The following is a 14,811-nucleotide window of genomic DNA, read 5'->3' as shown; positions in this document are numbered from 1 at the left end:
AAAATAGAACGCTCGGTATACTTTCCTTATATCCTGTCCTGGATAAAACTTGGATTTATGTGATGAAAAATTACCTCTTGAAGTATCGGGGAAGAGGAACTGCTGTTCCTGCAATTCCCAGTGTTAGCCATATTTGGTGGAGCTGGCTTGGGGCTATGGTCGCAATTGGTGCAATCGCGTGGCTATCTGATCAGGCTGGGGCTTTGTTCTTTATGGCGCCATTTGGGGCAAGTTGTGTACTGGTTTTCGGGGTACCTAATAGTCCGTTGGCGCAACCGCGCAGTCTAGTCCTTGGCCATCTAATTGCAGCATTAATAGGGTTGCTTGTCCTTGAGGCACTTGGGGCAAACTGGTTTTCTATGGGGGTTGCTGTTGCTACGGCAATTGCTTTTATGCAGCTAACGCGAACTCTTCATGCGCCAGCTGGAGCTACACCGCTTGTGATTATGCTCGAAGGTGCTGATTGGTCGTTTGTTTTTACCCCGGTATTAAGTGGGGCGTTTATTATCCTGTTTGTTGGTTTGATCACGAACAATTTGTCGCGCAACAGGTCTTATCCAGAATACTGGTGAGCTTTGTTGGTGTTGATGTGATAAGGAGTGTGAAATCTATAAATAAAAAGGCGGCTTGATTAGCCGCCTTTTAAATTTAACGTGCTGATATAACAACTTTTAAACGTTGAAGCGGAAGTGGAAGATATCACCATCCTTGGCGATGTATTCTTTTCCTTCAGCACGCATTTTTCCCGCATCTTTTGCGCCTTGTTCACCATTACATTCGATGTAATCGTCATAGGCAATGGTTTCTGCACGAATAAAGCCACGTTCAAAGTCGGTATGGATAGCGCCGGCAGCATTTGGTGCTGTCGATCCTTCTACAACTGTCCAGGCTCGTGCTTCTTTAGGGCCAACAGTAAAGAAGGTAAGAAGGCCGAGTAGGCCATAACCCGCAGCAATAATTCTTTTCAGACCAGTTTCTTCCAGACCGAGATCGGCGAGGAATTCAGATTTTTCTTCTGGATCAGAAAGGGAAGCAACTTCTGCTTCGATTGCCGCAGAGATAATAACACTCACACCACCAGAGGCCGCAGCCATTTCCTCGACTTGTTTGGAGTAATCGTTTCCAGTCGCGGCATTCTCTTCTTCAACGTTTGCTACATAAAGAACAGGCTTTGCAGTGAGCAATTGAAGTTGATTGTATATTGCGCGTTGATCTGAAGATATATCAGCTGTTCTTGCTGGCTTACCCTCTTGGAGGACTTCGACTACAATATTCAGAACTTCAAGTTTAGCTTTGGCTTCTTTGTCACCGCCCTTTGCTCGCTTTGCATTGGATGTGATTTGCTTCTCAACAGATTCAAGATCAGCGATAAGGAGCTCTGTTTCGACGGTCTCTGCATCCCGTACTGGATCAACGGACCCGTCAACATGGGTTACTTCGCCATCAAAGCAGCGTAAAACATGAACAATGGCATCAACAGAACGAATGTTGCCAAGAAATTCGTTCCCCATGCCTTCGCCCTTGGATGCACCACGGACCAGACCAGCGATATCCACAAACTCAAGTTGGGTTGGGATAATTTTTTGGGAACTGGCAATGGCTGCAATCTTGTCCAAACGGGGATCAGGTACAGCAACCCGACCAACGTTCGGTTCAATCGTGCAGAAAGGATAGTTGGCCGCTTCGGCTGCTGCTGTTTCAGTCAGCGCATTGAAAAGTGTGGATTTGCCTACGTTTGGCAAGCCGACGATGCCGCAGTTGAAACCCATGGGTATTCCCTTTCACTATGGTTCTCGTCGAAGCATGGTCTGTAATGCCGAGAACAGTTGTTATCTAATTAAGCCAATGGCTAAAAATATCATTAATCTTGGGGGGTTTTACTATTACTGAACCAGTTAGCCAAGGTCGATTGCCATCCGTCTTTGCTCTTTTTGACGTTTGCATCTGTCTTGGTTGTTTCTTGCTTTACTGTTTTAGGAGCTTTTTTGTCATCCCCGGGCATTTCAGATGGTGCTTTTTGTGTCGACATTTTCTTTGCTTTGGGGGGCGCAACGTCTTGGGCAACCTTTGACATAAAGCCAGGGGTGTCACCCTTTGCAAGCAGGTCGATGTGTCGGGAAATGGCGTCAATTTCTTTGCCGAGCCAATCTTGATCAGCCTTTGAAAAGTCACCGAGAACATGACTGGTAACACGTTCTTTGCCTGGGTGACCAATTCCCATCCGCAAGCGCCAGTACTCTTTGCCAATATGTGCATCAATAGATTTGATGCCATTATGACCACCTGACCCACCTGCTTTCTTGATGCGGAGCTTCCCGGGGGCAAGATCAAGCTCGTCATAAAAGACAAAGACATCTTCGGGATCGATTTTAAAAAAACGAATTGCTTCGCCAACAGCACGGCCAGATTCGTTCATATAGGTTTCTGGTTTGAGGATAAGAACCTTTTCGGTTCCAATCCTGCCCTCAGAAGTCTTTCCCTGAAAACGAGAACGCCAGGGTGAAAAGTTATGGCGGTGGACAATATTGTCCACCGCCATAAAACCGATGTTGTGTCGGTTATTCTCGTACTTTTGACCTGGATTACCGAGACCCACAAACAATAGCATGTCAGTTTACCTCTAGGTTCTCAGATCAAAATAGAGATATCTTACTCTTCAGCTGCTGGTGCTGCTTCTTCTTCACCTGCAACTTCTTCTTCGCCTTCTTCATCAGCTTTCGCAGACTTAACAGAGCTTGGTACAGCAATCGTCGCGATTGTGAAGTCACGATCAGAAATTACTGGCTCTGTGCCGTCGGGAAGAGTCACGGAAGAAATGTGAACACTGTCACCCAGCTCAACACCAGCCAGATCAACTTCGATGTTTTCTGGAATGTGGTCAGCGCGGCAAGATAGCTCGATGTCATAACGTACAACGTTAAGAACACCACCCTGTTTAAGGCCAGGGCAAGTATCTTCGTTGATGAATGCAACAGGGATCATCACGTTAACAGATGTTTTGGCAGAAACGCGAAGGAAGTCAACGTGCTCAACCATGTCTGTTACAGGGTGCAATTGAATGTCACGTGGAAGTGTACGCTCTTTTTTACCACCAACTTCGATTTCCCAAAGGCGGGTACCAAAGTGACCAGAGTTGTACTCTTTAACGATCGGACGTGGGTCCAGGTTGATCATGACAGGGTCTTTTTTTGCACCATAGATGACGGCAGGAACCAGGCCTGCACGACGAGCGGCACGAGCGGGCCCCTTGCCGGCTCTATCGCGAGCTTCAGCGCTCACTTTTGTGATATCACTCATTTTAGTCTCCAAAAGTAAAATGACAGCGGCAGAGCATTTGCTCCGCCGATGCAGTAACTGGCCAGCCTCCAGGGGTGCTGAGCCAGAGAATTCGCCCGTCTTGTATACGGACGAAAGCTATTCGTCAAATTAATCCGCAGTAATTAACCGTGGTTAGCCGCAATCAGTCAAACAGACAGGATACAGATTGCTCATCACTGATGCGGCGCATTGCTTCACCAAGTAATGGTGCAACGGAAATTTGACGCATGTTATGAGCAACCCGAACTGCTTCTGTTGCCTGGATTGAATCTGTCGTGACAAGCTCCTCAAGCGGAGAAGAGGTGACCCGCGCCACAGCACCACCAGATAGAACACCGTGAGAGATGTAGGCAGAAACTGCTGTTGCGCCCGCATCCTTCAAGGCACCGGCTGCATTACAGAGGGTACCAGCCGAATCCACGATGTCATCGATCAGAATGCAACGCTGACCTTTTACATCGCCGATGATGTTCATCACTTCTGAAACACCGGCTTTTTCACGACGTTTGTCGATAATTGCCAGATCTGCATCAAGGCGTTTGGCAATTGCTCTTGCGCGAACAACACCACCAACGTCAGGTGATACAATTGTCAAAGGTCCGTCGGAGGTTCTTTCTTGGATGTCTTTGATAAAGACAGGTGCCGCAAAAAGGTTATCTGTCGGAATGTCAAAGAAGCCCTGGATCTGTCCTGCATGGAGATCCATGGTCAGAACGCGATCCGCCCCGGCAGTTTGAATCAGGTTTGCAACAAGTTTCGCCGAAATTGGTGTGCGAGGGCTGGATTTACGATCCTGCCTTGCGTAGCCATAGTATGGCATTACGGCTGTTATGCGGCTTGCTGAGCTGCGTTTCAGTGCATCTATCGTTACCAAAAGTTCCATAAGGTTGTCATTGGTAGGATAGGATGTCGGTTGAATAATAAATACGTCTTCACCGCGCACGTTTTCGTGGATTTCCACAAAAACTTCTTCATCAGAAAACCGTCTCACTGATGCTTTTGTCAGTGGCAGATTCAAATATGCAGAAATGGCCTCGGCCAATGGTCGGTTGCTGTTACCCGTTAAGATCTTCACGCCAAAATCCCCGGCTAGGCTGGACAAGCCATAACAGATGACTTGTCGGCAGTTTTCATATTGGACGGGCGGAACTTAGCAATCTCAGTCTTTTCTGTAAACGCCCATAAAGATTCGTTTCTTGCTTATTTCAGAACAGTTTGATTTTGAAGACTCTTTTGTTGCAGCAAGTCCTTGATTCCCATAGAAGTTCCCTCTGCAATTGCCTCTGAGGCCGGAATTAGTATACGCGAAAGTGGGAGATTGGGAATTGGGTTGGTTTGGCTGATTTGGCCGATTTCGTCACCGTTGGCGCTGTCTTCTAGAATCCAGAGTAGGGACAAAATGCCTTGATCGTTTTGTTTGGACAGATTGATTTTCAAGTTGAGCTTGTAAGTAGAGGCCTCGTTTGACTGGTGTGTCAGATACAGCTTTCTGATTTGGAATGAGGCTCTTAATTCGCTTTCCAGTACTTTCCTGGTTCTGTCATCAAGATTATCAGGCAAAGAGGCGAGTTGGATAGAAATATGATCTGTCGCCTGTGGTTGGGGATCGTTTTCCTGATCAAGCTGTGAGATTTTGAAACTAACGTTTTGTGCTGCTCTTTTTATGAGCTCCGCAAGAACTGGTTTTGCATCTTTAGTCAAATGTACCGCGGGGACTTTGGTTATTTCTTCCAATTCAACCAGCAAAAGATCAGGCGTTGCGGTTTCGGTAACTTTGATTTTGAGGCTCAATAGAACTTGATCGCCAGCAATCCTTTCTGTTTCAAAGCTGCTGTATAGGTGCAGGCTATTCGAGGCAAAAGCATAGTTTGCTGCCGGTAAATCCTGGTCACGTAAAGCGATGCTCAGGTTATCCTGTGCCCACAAGGTAAGGTCATTTGTCTCTGTCGCTGTTTCATCTACCTTGAAAATAGGCGGCTCAACAGCAAGGGGGCGGGTATTCTCTAGCTGAAGGAGCGGGTTGCTATTTGGTTCCTGCGCAATGAAAGGCCGGGGCAGAGGGCCACAGGCGGTAATCATCAAGATAGCAAGAAGAGGAAATAATCTGGTCATATAATTGAGTAATGAAACAAAGGCATGGATATTGAGCTGAATTTGTTATCACATAAAACTGCACGTCGCGAGAATGCCGAGAATACACATTAGAAAGAAGAGAATTAAGTGTGGCATCAGCTTGTTCTTTCGAGTGATATGATGGATATACCTCTGCCGTAATCAGCTTCTTTTCTGTGGCAGGAACGGCGATAGCTGAAAAACAGGTTTTCTTCGGCATAGGTATCATTCTTTGAAATGGATACTTGTTTCGCACCGGATTTTTTCAATCTGTCGCCAACATATTGGCGAAGGTCAAAAAGAAATTTCCCTTCTCGGGGCGAGGGAATGAAGTAAGCCATATTATCATCAGTATCTTCAAAGAAACGATGTGCAAACTCGGCGCCAACTTCATAAGAGGCTTGGGCAATACAGGGGCCAATTGCCGTATAGATATTTGATCTGGTTGCACCCAGGCTTTCCATGGCTTCGATCGTGTTATCGGTAACCCCTTTGATCGCACCCTGCCAACCCGCATGTGCCGCCCCGATCACTTGTGCATCAGGATCAGCAAAAAGAACCGGCGCACAATCTGCGGTCATAATACCCAGGGCGAGATCGGGTTGGTTGGTTACCAAGGCATCAACTTGCGGGGCATCGTCGGGGCATTTCCAGGGTGTTTTGACGATCTCTACATTTGCGGAATGAATTTGATACCCAGTGACAAGTTTGGCTTGGGGACAACCCATTTGCTCAAGTGCAAGCAACCTGTTTTGGGTTACATTTTCATGAGGCTCATCGGCACCATATCCGCAATTAAGCGATGAATACAAACCTTCACTCACTCCATCCTGTCGGGTCAGAAAACCATGCTTGATGTTCTTGTGCTGATCCAGTACGGGGTTTTTTATCATGATATTTCCTTTGGTTCTGGAAATGCAGCTGGAGTGGGCTGATCAGGTTTTGTCAGGGCCATGACTTTGAACAGGGTTCCCATTTGACTCGGGTCGGTCAGCCGGTGTTCTGCTGCCGTAATATCTATAGCCTGCTTTTTATCGGCGTTTAAGCGTAACATTTCGGCGCGCTGTTCAATCCCAAGATTTTTCAGGAAATCCCCCTGATTCACAGGGCCATGAACAGCAACTCCATTTGCTTCAGCTGATTTTTTCAAAGTGGGGAAATCAACAAACGCAGAAATATCTGCTGTACCCGGTTCTTTCAGGACTGGGTGTTTTTTGTGATTACGGATAGCTTGTAGGCTTGGTTTTGCTGTTGGTTTTTCCCACCCATAATCTACGAAAAGCGCGGCGCCACCATAGTGACTGATATGATGGGATACCTGTGCAGAAACGTTGGCCGCTATTGATGAAAGCTCTACGACGGCTCCCTCATGATTATCAATTAACTCTTGGGGAATAATCGTCTCAATCGCTTTTGATGGGGGGGAAAGCGTAAAGACCAGATCGGTTTCATTTTCGTTCAAGGTGACCAAGCGCTCGCACCAGCCTTTGGGAGATCGCTCGAATTGACGAAAAGGCAGGGCATCAAAGAATTCATTGGCAATAAAGATACAGGGCCCCTTGGGGAGATCTGTCAAGTCGTCATGCCAGCTAACATCATATCCGCTTAGGGCTTCTTTTTGCTTTTTTCGTAGCTTCGGGCTGACTTCAATAAGGTTTATTTTCACAGTCTGGTGAAAACCGGGCACCATTGCAGCCGCCCGCATTAGGTCGCTCATGAGTGTACCGCGGCCTGGTCCCATCTCGACCAAATGAATTTCTGTTGGCCCCCCCATATTGTACCAGGTATCTGCACACCAAAAACCGATAAGCTCACCAAACATCTGGCTTATTTCGGGGGAGGTTATGAAATCTCCGGATAGGCCAAAAGGTTCATTCGACATGTAATAGCCATGTGTCGGGGCGACCAGAACATCAGCCATATAATCAGCGACGGATATGGCACCTTCTAGCTTTATGCGCCGACGAAAGCTTTCAAAAAGTGATCCTTTTTTGGGCGTTGTATTCATTTCTTATTCGATGAAGCTTTCTTTTTTGCCGCTTTATCAGCCTCTTTTGGGGAGATGTCTTCAGGTTTGAATTCTGGTCCGGTTGTTTGGAGCGGTTGCCGAAAAGCCAGAACCACCAAAATGATACCGCCGAGTATCATAGGCGATGACAGAAGCTGCCCAATTGTTATTTCTGCAAAGAGGAAGCCGATGTGGGCGTCCGGTTCTCTGAAAAATTCAACAACTGTTCGGGACAGGCCGTATCCAACCAGGAACAAGCCTGCTGTCAGGCCTCTGCGACGAAGTCCGCCTGCTCGGACAACGAGATAGAGAACCAGAAGCAAGGTAAGTCCTTCGAGGCCTGCTTCGTAGAGTTGGCTTGGATGGCGAGGCAGAGGCCCCCCATCCGGGAATACCATGCCAATTTCTGCCGTTGTTACCCGGCCAAATAGCTCACCGTTGATAAAGTTTGCGAGACGACCAAAGAGCAGGCCAATTGGTGTCGCACAGGCTATAATATCGGCCAGCGCGAGAAAGTGTATCTTTTCTTTGCGGGCAAAGAGAACCATGGCTGTAATGACACCTAAAAGGCCACCATGGAAGCTCATTCCCCCTTGCCAAACGGCTAGAATTTCGAGCGGATTATAAAGGAAATAGGTGAAGTTATAGAAAAGTACATAACCCAGTCTTCCGCCAAGAATGATCCCCAGTGTCACCCAAACGATAAAGTCATCCATGGCAATCGGGCGTAGTTGTCTCGGGGCCTGAAAGCAAAGCCATCGGCAATAGCGCCAACCAAGAATGATGCCAAATATGTAAGCCAGCGAATACCAACGTATCGCCAAAGGGCCCAAGCTAATGGCTATGGGGTCAATTTCTGGATAGGTGAGTGCAGCGAAGACCAATTCCTGTGTCATTTATATGCGTCTTCCTGTGCAAGAAATTCTGTGACGTAACGTTGCACACCTTCTTCCAATGATGTGAAGGGATGGTCGTACCCGGCCTCTTTTAGCTTACTCATACGGGCTTCGGTGAAGTATTGGTATTTGTCACGAATATTTTCTGGCGTCGGGACGTATTTGATATTCTCATTACGGTTCATTGCCGAGAACACTGCCCGGGCTAAATCAACGAAAGACCTTGCCTGACCTGTTCCGACGTTGAACAGGCCACTAACTGTCGGATTGTCCTTTAGCCACATCATAACACGCACGCAATCTTCAACTGCGATAAAGTCACGTAGTTGTCCGCCATCAGAATAATCAGGGTGATGCGATTGGAATAGCTTTGCGGCTTCACCGGACGTCACCTGATTGAAAAGGTGGAATGCAACGCTTGCCTGTCCACCTTTGTGATATTCGTTTGGGCCATAGACGTTAAAAAATTTGAGACCGGCCCATTGTGGTGGTTGGGGATCGTTGTTTTCAATCCGGCGTGCTACCCAGCGATCAAAGAGTTGCTTGCTCCAGCCATAGCCATTTAGAGGTTGGAGTTTGGCAAGGTGTGTGATGTCTTCTTCGTCATCAAAACCGTGTTCTCCGCCGCCATAAGTTGCAGCAGAGGAGGCATAAATATAAGGAATGCTATGCTTCGCACAGAAATGCCAAAGTTCTTTGCTAAGTTTAAAGTTGTTTTCCATAAGGGCATCGCCATCGGTTTCGGTGGTCGCCGAAATGGCCCCCATGTGAAACACACCTTCGAGTTTATCTGCATTTTCGGTTAAAAACTCAGGGAGTGTTTCAGGCTTTATAATGTCTTCAAGTTCGTGTTTTGCAAGATTACGCCATTTGTCATCATGGCCAAGCCAGTCGCTGACGACAACGGATTTGCCTTGTCCGACAAGGGATGCAACGAGGTTTGATCCAATAAAACCAGCGCCGCCAGTAACGAGAAACATGCGTAAAGCCTTTCGTGATATATCTTCTGCTTTCCTATATATGCTTTTGAGAAGCTATAGAGAAGCTTTTGCATCGATATTTTAAGGATATTTTTTGAGAACTTTGTTTAAACGATAACGAACAAGGTTGAAGCAGAGTGATCAAAGGGCCATATTAGGCTTAAATAAAGTCAAAAATGTGAGTCTGTTAGAGGTCTTTTGACCAGACTTACGATGTGAAAGGCAAAGACATGCAAACTCAAAACCGTATCCTCGATGATTTGGCCAAAGTTGCCAGTAGCGCGATGGGTGCTGCTGCAGGAATGAGAGGGGAAGTCGAAGCACGGATTCGTGAACAGTTTGAACGTATTATCTCTCAAATGGATGTGGTCCCACGCGAAGAGTTTGACGTGATGAAAGCTGTTGCAGTCAAAGCGCGCGAAGAAAGCGAAGACCTGGCTGAAAAAGTCGCAACCCTTGAAGCTCGACTGGATAAGTTGGAAGGGGCATCAAAAGCAAAAACGCGGACCTCAGCGGCAAAAAAAGCGGCCCCTAAAAAAGCTGAATAACTCATGGGGTGAGCAGAGGTCACTTGGTCATCTCTATGGAGATAAGGTGAATTGTGACTGCTTAGTTTGCGATCTGACGTCTAGATACATAAAAGCCCGGCTGTTGCCCGGGCTTTTATTTTACGTTTTTTCTTGATCCCAAGATTCGTTCTGTGTCACACTATATTTGGTAGTACTCTGTCACATTAATTCAATATATGGACTGTGGCGGTAACTATTGTATCTTGCTCAACTATACTTAGTGAGGGGTTAGTGCAATGAACTCAGAAACTACGAATGAGCGACTACCTTTCAATCCTATTGATGCTATCGAAGAATGGATCCTGGACTATAACTGGGATTTTGAGCGCGAAGGTGACTTCGAGCTGCTAGCAGTGATTGAAGGACATTGGGGGCCACTTCATCTTCATTTCCAATGGCAAGGCGAGTTACAGGCCATGTTTTTTGCCTGTCATAGTGAAGTTGTTATTCCACAGTTGGCCAAAAGCCGTATTTGTGAGCTGTTGATTTCTGTCAACAATCAACTCTGGCTTGGGCATTTTGATCTTGTTCCTGAAACCGGGGGGCCTGCTTATCGGCATACGGTGCCATTAAGAGGGCAAGATGGTTTTTCTCAGGATCAAACCGAAGATCTGGTCGCGACCGCAGTTGCAGAGTGGGATCGTCTTATCCCTGCGATCCAGTTGGTATCCTCTGGGGGGGATTCCGAATTAAATGCAGTAGATCTTGCCTTGATGGATACGGCAGGAGAAGCGTAGAGTTCTGTTTCTCAAGGTTTAGGAAACAGGACACTAAAAATGCTTAACAATGGGACCTTGCTGCTTGTTGGTTGTGGCAAGATGGGCGGCGCAATGCTGCAAGGATGGTTAGATCGTGGTTTAGAGGGAGCACAGGTTGCTATTGTGGATCCCTCGGCAAAAGCACCTTACATGCAGCCCTTTGTCGACAAAGGTGTGCAGGCTGTTGAAGCGCTGGAAGATCTGGATGGAGCCTTCAAGCCAGACTATATCCTTTTTGCGGTTAAACCGCAGATGATTGATGCGACAATTACAAGTTATCAGTCCTATGCAAAACAAGGTGCAGTGTTCCTTTCTGTTATTGCTGGAAAAAAAATATCCTTCTTCGAAGATAATTTGGGATCTGATGCAGCCGTTGTCCGCACAATGCCGAATACGCCAGCTGCCGTTTCTCGTGGGATGACGGTTCTTTATGCGAACAAAAATGTCAGTCAGGCACAGGCAGATATCTGCGAAGGTCTTATGGCTGCTGTTGGTGAAACTGCATGGCTTGATGCCGAAAATCAGATTGATGCCGTTACGGGTGTTTCGGGCAGCGGCCCAGCCTATATCTTCTATCTGGCTGAATGTCTTGCACAGGCCGGGGTTGATGCAGGGTTACCCAAAGAGTTGGCACAAAAATTGGCTGATACAACGGTATCGGGCGCTGGAGAACTTCTTAGACTTTCAGATGATAGCCCTAGCCAACTTCGTGTAAATGTCACCAGCCCGAATGGAACGACGCAAGCTGCGTTAGAAGTCCTGATGGCAGATGATGGTTTGCAACCCGTCATGAGCAAGGCGGTTGCTGCTGCTGCCAAAAGAAGTAAAGAGCTGTCCTAGCCTGGAAAGTCCCTTGAGCTGGCGCATTTTGAGACCGTAGAACTGTCTTTTAATCTCTATTTTCTGCCTTATATAATAATATAATAGAAATATCTTCATTTTGGGGAGAGTAGTGATGAAAAAGTCTGAAATACCCCAGCATATCGTATCGACGGCCATGTCTTTGGCTGTCGAACAGGGATGGGGAACTCTGTCGCTTGCTGAAATTGCCGAAGCTTCAAAAGTATCATTATCCGAATTGCACCAGATTTTCCCTTCCAAGAATAGTATATTGTGCTTCATATCCGAACAGGCTGATCAAGGTGTTCTCGGGGAATATGATAATGACTCTCTTAACCAACCCGCAAAAGACAGGTTGTTTGAAATCTGTATGAACAGATTTGATGCACTTACGCCCTATAAAGAGGGAATTAAGGCTGTTGTCAAAGATAGTCGACGGGACCCTGTTTCCGCCTTGTTGTTCTTTTGTAACTTAAGACGGTCGATGCCTTTGATGTTGGAAACTGCGGGTATATCAACATCTGGAATGCGGGGAATTATCCGGACAAAAGCCTTTTCCCTTGCGTATCTTGCAGCCCTACAAACCTGGCTGCATGATGGCAGCGAAGATTTATCCAAGACAATGGCTAAGCTGGATAAGGTGCTTGGGCGTTTGGATACAATAGCAAGACGTTGTTCAAACACCCGAGCGAGATCAATTCGGAAAAAAGCGGCTTAACCTGCTTTGTTTTGTTCTACCTGTCTTGCTTTTCAATGAGTTGCGTATAATTATTCCTCTCTATTTATAGAGGGAATAAGCTTTATGAGTGATGAGTTGACGTTTGATGATTTTCTGAAGGTGGATATCAGGGCTGGAACCGTGGTTGATGCACAGCCTTATCCCGAAGCTCGTCGTCCGGCAATTAAACTTTGGGTGGATTTTGGTGGTGATATTGGGGTCCGTAAATCGTCTGCTCAAATTACAGATCACTACACGCCAGAAACACTCATTGGGCGTCAGGTAATGGCTGTTGTGAACTTTCCGCCACGCCAAATTGGCAAGTTCATGTCTGAGATTCTTGTTTTGGGTGCATCTGATGATAAAGACGGCATCGTTTTGCTATCCCCTGATTTCAAAGTGCCTAACGGTAGCAGAATGCATTAAGTTGCGTGGTTACAAGAAAGCGTGGGCAGAGAAAAAAGCTAGAATGGGAGAGAAATTCTGGCCCGTAGACCGCCACCGGGGGCATCTTCCAATGAAAGATCACCGCCATGATTACTGATAATATCATTGGCGATTGAAAGACCTAGTCCAACGCCGCCTGTTGCCTGATTTCGGGACTGTTCCAGGCGAAAGAATGGCTTTAGGACATCCTTTCGGTGTTCTTCTGGAATTCCTGGCCCATCATCGTCAATTGTTATTTCCAGTAGCTCGTCAGCATCTTTTGATTTTTTTCTAACGCAGACCATCACGTGGCTACCATATCGCTGTGCATTTGTAACAAGGTTGCTGATCGCACGTTTAAAGTTTTCCTGGCGAAGCTGTATATTTATTTCCTGTTCAATATGTAGATCGATGGGGTTGTTGTTAAAGCTCAACTGTTGCATCAATGTTTTCATAAGGGCAGATACATTACATGATGCGGTTTGTTCGTGTCCTTCTCCCCGTGCAAAGGCAAGGTAACCTTCGATCATCTTTTCCATTTCAGCGACGTCGGTTTGAAGGTCTTTGGTTTCTTCTGACTGTCCTGACATGGCCAGTTGCAGTTTCATCCGTGTGAGTGGGGTTCTTAAGTCATGGCTAACCCCAGCAAGCATTGCCATGCGATGTTCGACCTGTCTTTTGATCCGAGATCTCATCCGAATGAAAGCGCCAGATGCTTGTCTGACTTCTGTTGCACCTTCGGGTTTGAAACCTTTTACATCCCGACCTTTACCGAAGCTCTCTGCGGCTCGGGCTAATCGTTGAATCGGACGAACCTGATTGCGCATAAAGATTACCGCAACGCCAAAGGTAATAACGGATGAACCAACCATCCAAAGAATAACGAGATAAGTCGTTGAGGTAAAAAGGCGCTTACTGGGAACCAGAACCAATAAAACAGCATTTTCCAGCTCGATTTGTATTTTAACCTGATCAACCAGACTGGTTGTATCTATGTCGTAGCGATAGTTTTCGTTCAGGTTTTTGAGCAGTTGATCATGGATCGCCTGATCAAGTCGGCGTTCCAATACTGACCAACCAGGTTCCCAGTTCACAGGGGGTAGCTCAATCCCTTGATGCAGGGTAAGCGATAATCCCGCAGTCTTTTGCATCAACTGAAAAATGTTTGCTTTGTCAAAGGGGGTTTCTGCTTCTTGTAATAGAAGGATTGAGGTGGCGATGTCACCTGCAATGCCTTGGGCCAGGCGTTTTGTTACGGTTTCGTAGTGACGATCATAAAACACCCAGACCGAGATAGCCTGTACCAGTAAAAGAGGGGTGATAATAATAATTAAAGAACGCCCCAGAAGGGATTTAGGAAGGTATCGCTTTAAAAAGAAAGGGCGTTTCTTCTTTTTAGGAAGGATATCTTCTTCATCCAGATATGATTCTTTGGCTGGGGTGCTGGTCATTTAATCTGTTTTCAAGATGTATCCGACGCCGCGGATCGTTTGAAGGAATCTTGGATATTTGGGATCTTGTTCAATTTTCCGTCGTAATCTGGTAACCTGAACATCGACACTACGTGTATTGGCGAGTTCAGATCCACTATCTATCAAGTCATCCCGTCCCACCGCGGTTCCTGCTTGCTGGGCCAGAGTTTTTAAAAGAGCTGCCTCAACGTCGGTCAGATGTATGTATTCGTCGTTATTCCAAAGCTGCGATTTACGTACGTCAAATCTGAAAGATCCAAAAATAACATTCTCTGTTGAGAGTTCAGTAACAGGAGTTGTTGTTTGTATCCGCTTTAAAATCGCATTGATACGCAGAACAAGTTCCCGTGGTTCAAAGGGTTTGGAAAGATAGTCATCTGCACCGACCTCCAGCCCACTGATCCGGTCATTTGTTTCCCCCATTGCTGTCAACAAAAGTATGGGAACATCATCCTTTTCCCTGAGGGATTTTGTAAGCTCTAATCCACTTTCGCCGGGCATCATGATATCAAGAATCAACAGGTCGAAAGATAAAGATGCCAGTTTTGATCTAGCTTCTTCTGCACTAGAGGCCGCCGTGACCATAAAACCTTGATCCGTTAAAAACTTCTGTAGGAGTTCACGGAGCCGAGTATCATCGTCTACGACCAATAAATGTGGGTTAAAATCATTCATGTTTATAGTATAGCGTGTCGGATTTGTATTCACAGGTCT

At 46.5% G+C, this 14,811-nt stretch carries 17 protein-coding genes; 6 read left to right on the top strand and 11 right to left on the bottom strand.

All coding sequences use genetic code 11. From position 1 onward, the window contains the following. Positions 1–62 precede the first annotated feature (62 nt). Positions 63–572: an HPP family protein gene (locus tag WH95_RS04490; protein WP_046503605.1), complete on the top strand. Its 510-nt coding sequence runs from the start codon at positions 63–65 to the stop codon at positions 570–572. A gap of 99 nt (positions 573–671) precedes the next feature. Here the strand turns inward: WH95_RS04490 and ychF are convergent, their stop codons facing one another. The 9 genes from ychF to rfaD form a co-directional block, all read right to left on the bottom strand. After that, positions 672–1,769, bottom strand: a complete 1,098-nt coding sequence (gene ychF, locus WH95_RS04485) for a redox-regulated ATPase YchF (RefSeq protein WP_046503603.1) — start codon at positions 1,767–1,769, stop codon at positions 672–674. A 92-nt stretch (positions 1,770–1,861) separates the two neighbouring features. Further along, positions 1,862–2,608, bottom strand: coding sequence for an aminoacyl-tRNA hydrolase (pth, locus tag WH95_RS04480; protein WP_046503601.1), 747 nt, complete (start codon positions 2,606–2,608; stop codon positions 1,862–1,864). Positions 2,609–2,649: 41 nt separating this feature from the next. Next, positions 2,650–3,297 (bottom strand): 50S ribosomal protein L25/general stress protein Ctc, encoded by a 648-nt coding sequence (locus tag WH95_RS04475; RefSeq protein ID WP_046503598.1) that lies wholly within the window; start codon positions 3,295–3,297, stop codon positions 2,650–2,652. A gap of 163 nt (positions 3,298–3,460) precedes the next feature. Next, a complete protein-coding gene (locus tag WH95_RS04470; RefSeq protein WP_046504508.1) occupies positions 3,461–4,393 on the bottom strand; it encodes a ribose-phosphate pyrophosphokinase in 933 nt (310 codons plus the stop codon). Positions 4,394–4,518: 125 nt separating this feature from the next. After that, the gene (locus WH95_RS04465) at positions 4,519–5,430 is read right to left on the bottom strand and encodes a hypothetical protein (RefSeq protein ID WP_046503596.1); all 912 of its coding nucleotides are present in this window, start codon (positions 5,428–5,430) and stop codon (positions 4,519–4,521) included. A gap of 116 nt (positions 5,431–5,546) precedes the next feature. Further along, positions 5,547–6,323 carry a peptidoglycan editing factor PgeF gene (gene pgeF, locus WH95_RS04460; protein ID WP_046503593.1) on the bottom strand — a complete coding sequence of 259 codons (777 nt, stop codon included), beginning with the start codon at positions 6,321–6,323 and terminating at the stop codon, positions 5,547–5,549. Continuing rightward, positions 6,320–7,438, bottom strand: a complete 1,119-nt coding sequence (locus tag WH95_RS04455) for a class I SAM-dependent methyltransferase (RefSeq protein WP_046503590.1) — start codon at positions 7,436–7,438, stop codon at positions 6,320–6,322. Before WH95_RS04455 ends, pgeF begins: the two co-directional genes overlap by 4 nt. Further along, positions 7,435–8,334, bottom strand: coding sequence for a prolipoprotein diacylglyceryl transferase (gene lgt, locus WH95_RS04450; protein ID WP_046503587.1), 900 nt, complete (start codon positions 8,332–8,334; stop codon positions 7,435–7,437). The genes WH95_RS04455 and lgt overlap by 4 nt, the downstream gene beginning before the upstream one ends. Next, entirely contained in the window at positions 8,331–9,314 is a 984-nt protein-coding gene (gene rfaD / locus WH95_RS04445; RefSeq protein ID WP_046503584.1) for an ADP-glyceromanno-heptose 6-epimerase, read from the bottom strand. The genes lgt and rfaD overlap by 4 nt, the downstream gene beginning before the upstream one ends. Before the next feature lie 230 nt (positions 9,315–9,544). On the opposite strand from rfaD, the gene WH95_RS04440 reads away from it, so the two are divergent. The 5 genes from WH95_RS04440 to WH95_RS04420 all read left to right on the top strand — a co-directional run bounded on the left by WH95_RS04440 (position 9,545) and on the right by WH95_RS04420 (position 12,625). Continuing rightward, the gene (locus WH95_RS04440; protein ID WP_046503581.1) at positions 9,545–9,862 is read left to right on the top strand and encodes an accessory factor UbiK family protein; all 318 of its coding nucleotides are present in this window, start codon (positions 9,545–9,547) and stop codon (positions 9,860–9,862) included. A gap of 257 nt (positions 9,863–10,119) precedes the next feature. Next, positions 10,120–10,620 carry a type III secretion system chaperone family protein gene (locus WH95_RS04435; RefSeq protein WP_046503578.1) on the top strand — a complete coding sequence of 167 codons (501 nt, stop codon included), beginning with the start codon at positions 10,120–10,122 and terminating at the stop codon, positions 10,618–10,620. A gap of 39 nt (positions 10,621–10,659) precedes the next feature. Continuing rightward, entirely contained in the window at positions 10,660–11,481 is an 822-nt protein-coding gene (gene proC / locus WH95_RS04430) for a pyrroline-5-carboxylate reductase (protein WP_046503575.1), read from the top strand. Between the two features lie 115 nt (positions 11,482–11,596). Continuing rightward, a complete protein-coding gene (locus WH95_RS04425) occupies positions 11,597–12,199 on the top strand; it encodes a TetR/AcrR family transcriptional regulator (RefSeq protein ID WP_046503572.1) in 603 nt (200 codons plus the stop codon). 84 nt (positions 12,200–12,283) lie between these two features. Beyond that, a complete protein-coding gene (locus tag WH95_RS04420; protein WP_046503569.1) occupies positions 12,284–12,625 on the top strand; it encodes a tRNA-binding protein in 342 nt (113 codons plus the stop codon). A gap of 38 nt (positions 12,626–12,663) precedes the next feature. On the opposite strand, the gene WH95_RS04415 is transcribed toward WH95_RS04420, so the two are convergent. Together WH95_RS04415 and WH95_RS04410 are read right to left on the bottom strand one after the other, a co-directional pair. Then, positions 12,664–14,076 carry an ATP-binding protein gene (locus WH95_RS04415; RefSeq protein ID WP_082113978.1) on the bottom strand — a complete coding sequence of 471 codons (1,413 nt, stop codon included), beginning with the start codon at positions 14,074–14,076 and terminating at the stop codon, positions 12,664–12,666. After that, on the bottom strand, positions 14,077–14,772 hold the full coding sequence (locus WH95_RS04410) for a response regulator (RefSeq protein WP_046503565.1): 696 nt from the start codon (positions 14,770–14,772) through the stop codon (positions 14,077–14,079). It abuts the gene before it with no gap. Between the last annotated feature and the right edge of the window lie 39 nt (positions 14,773–14,811).

This window comes from Kiloniella litopenaei (assembly GCF_000982415.1).
In the GTDB taxonomy this organism is placed as follows: domain Bacteria; phylum Pseudomonadota; class Alphaproteobacteria; order Kiloniellales; family Kiloniellaceae; genus Kiloniella; species Kiloniella litopenaei.
This window is presented reverse-complemented; position numbering and strand designations above follow the sequence as displayed.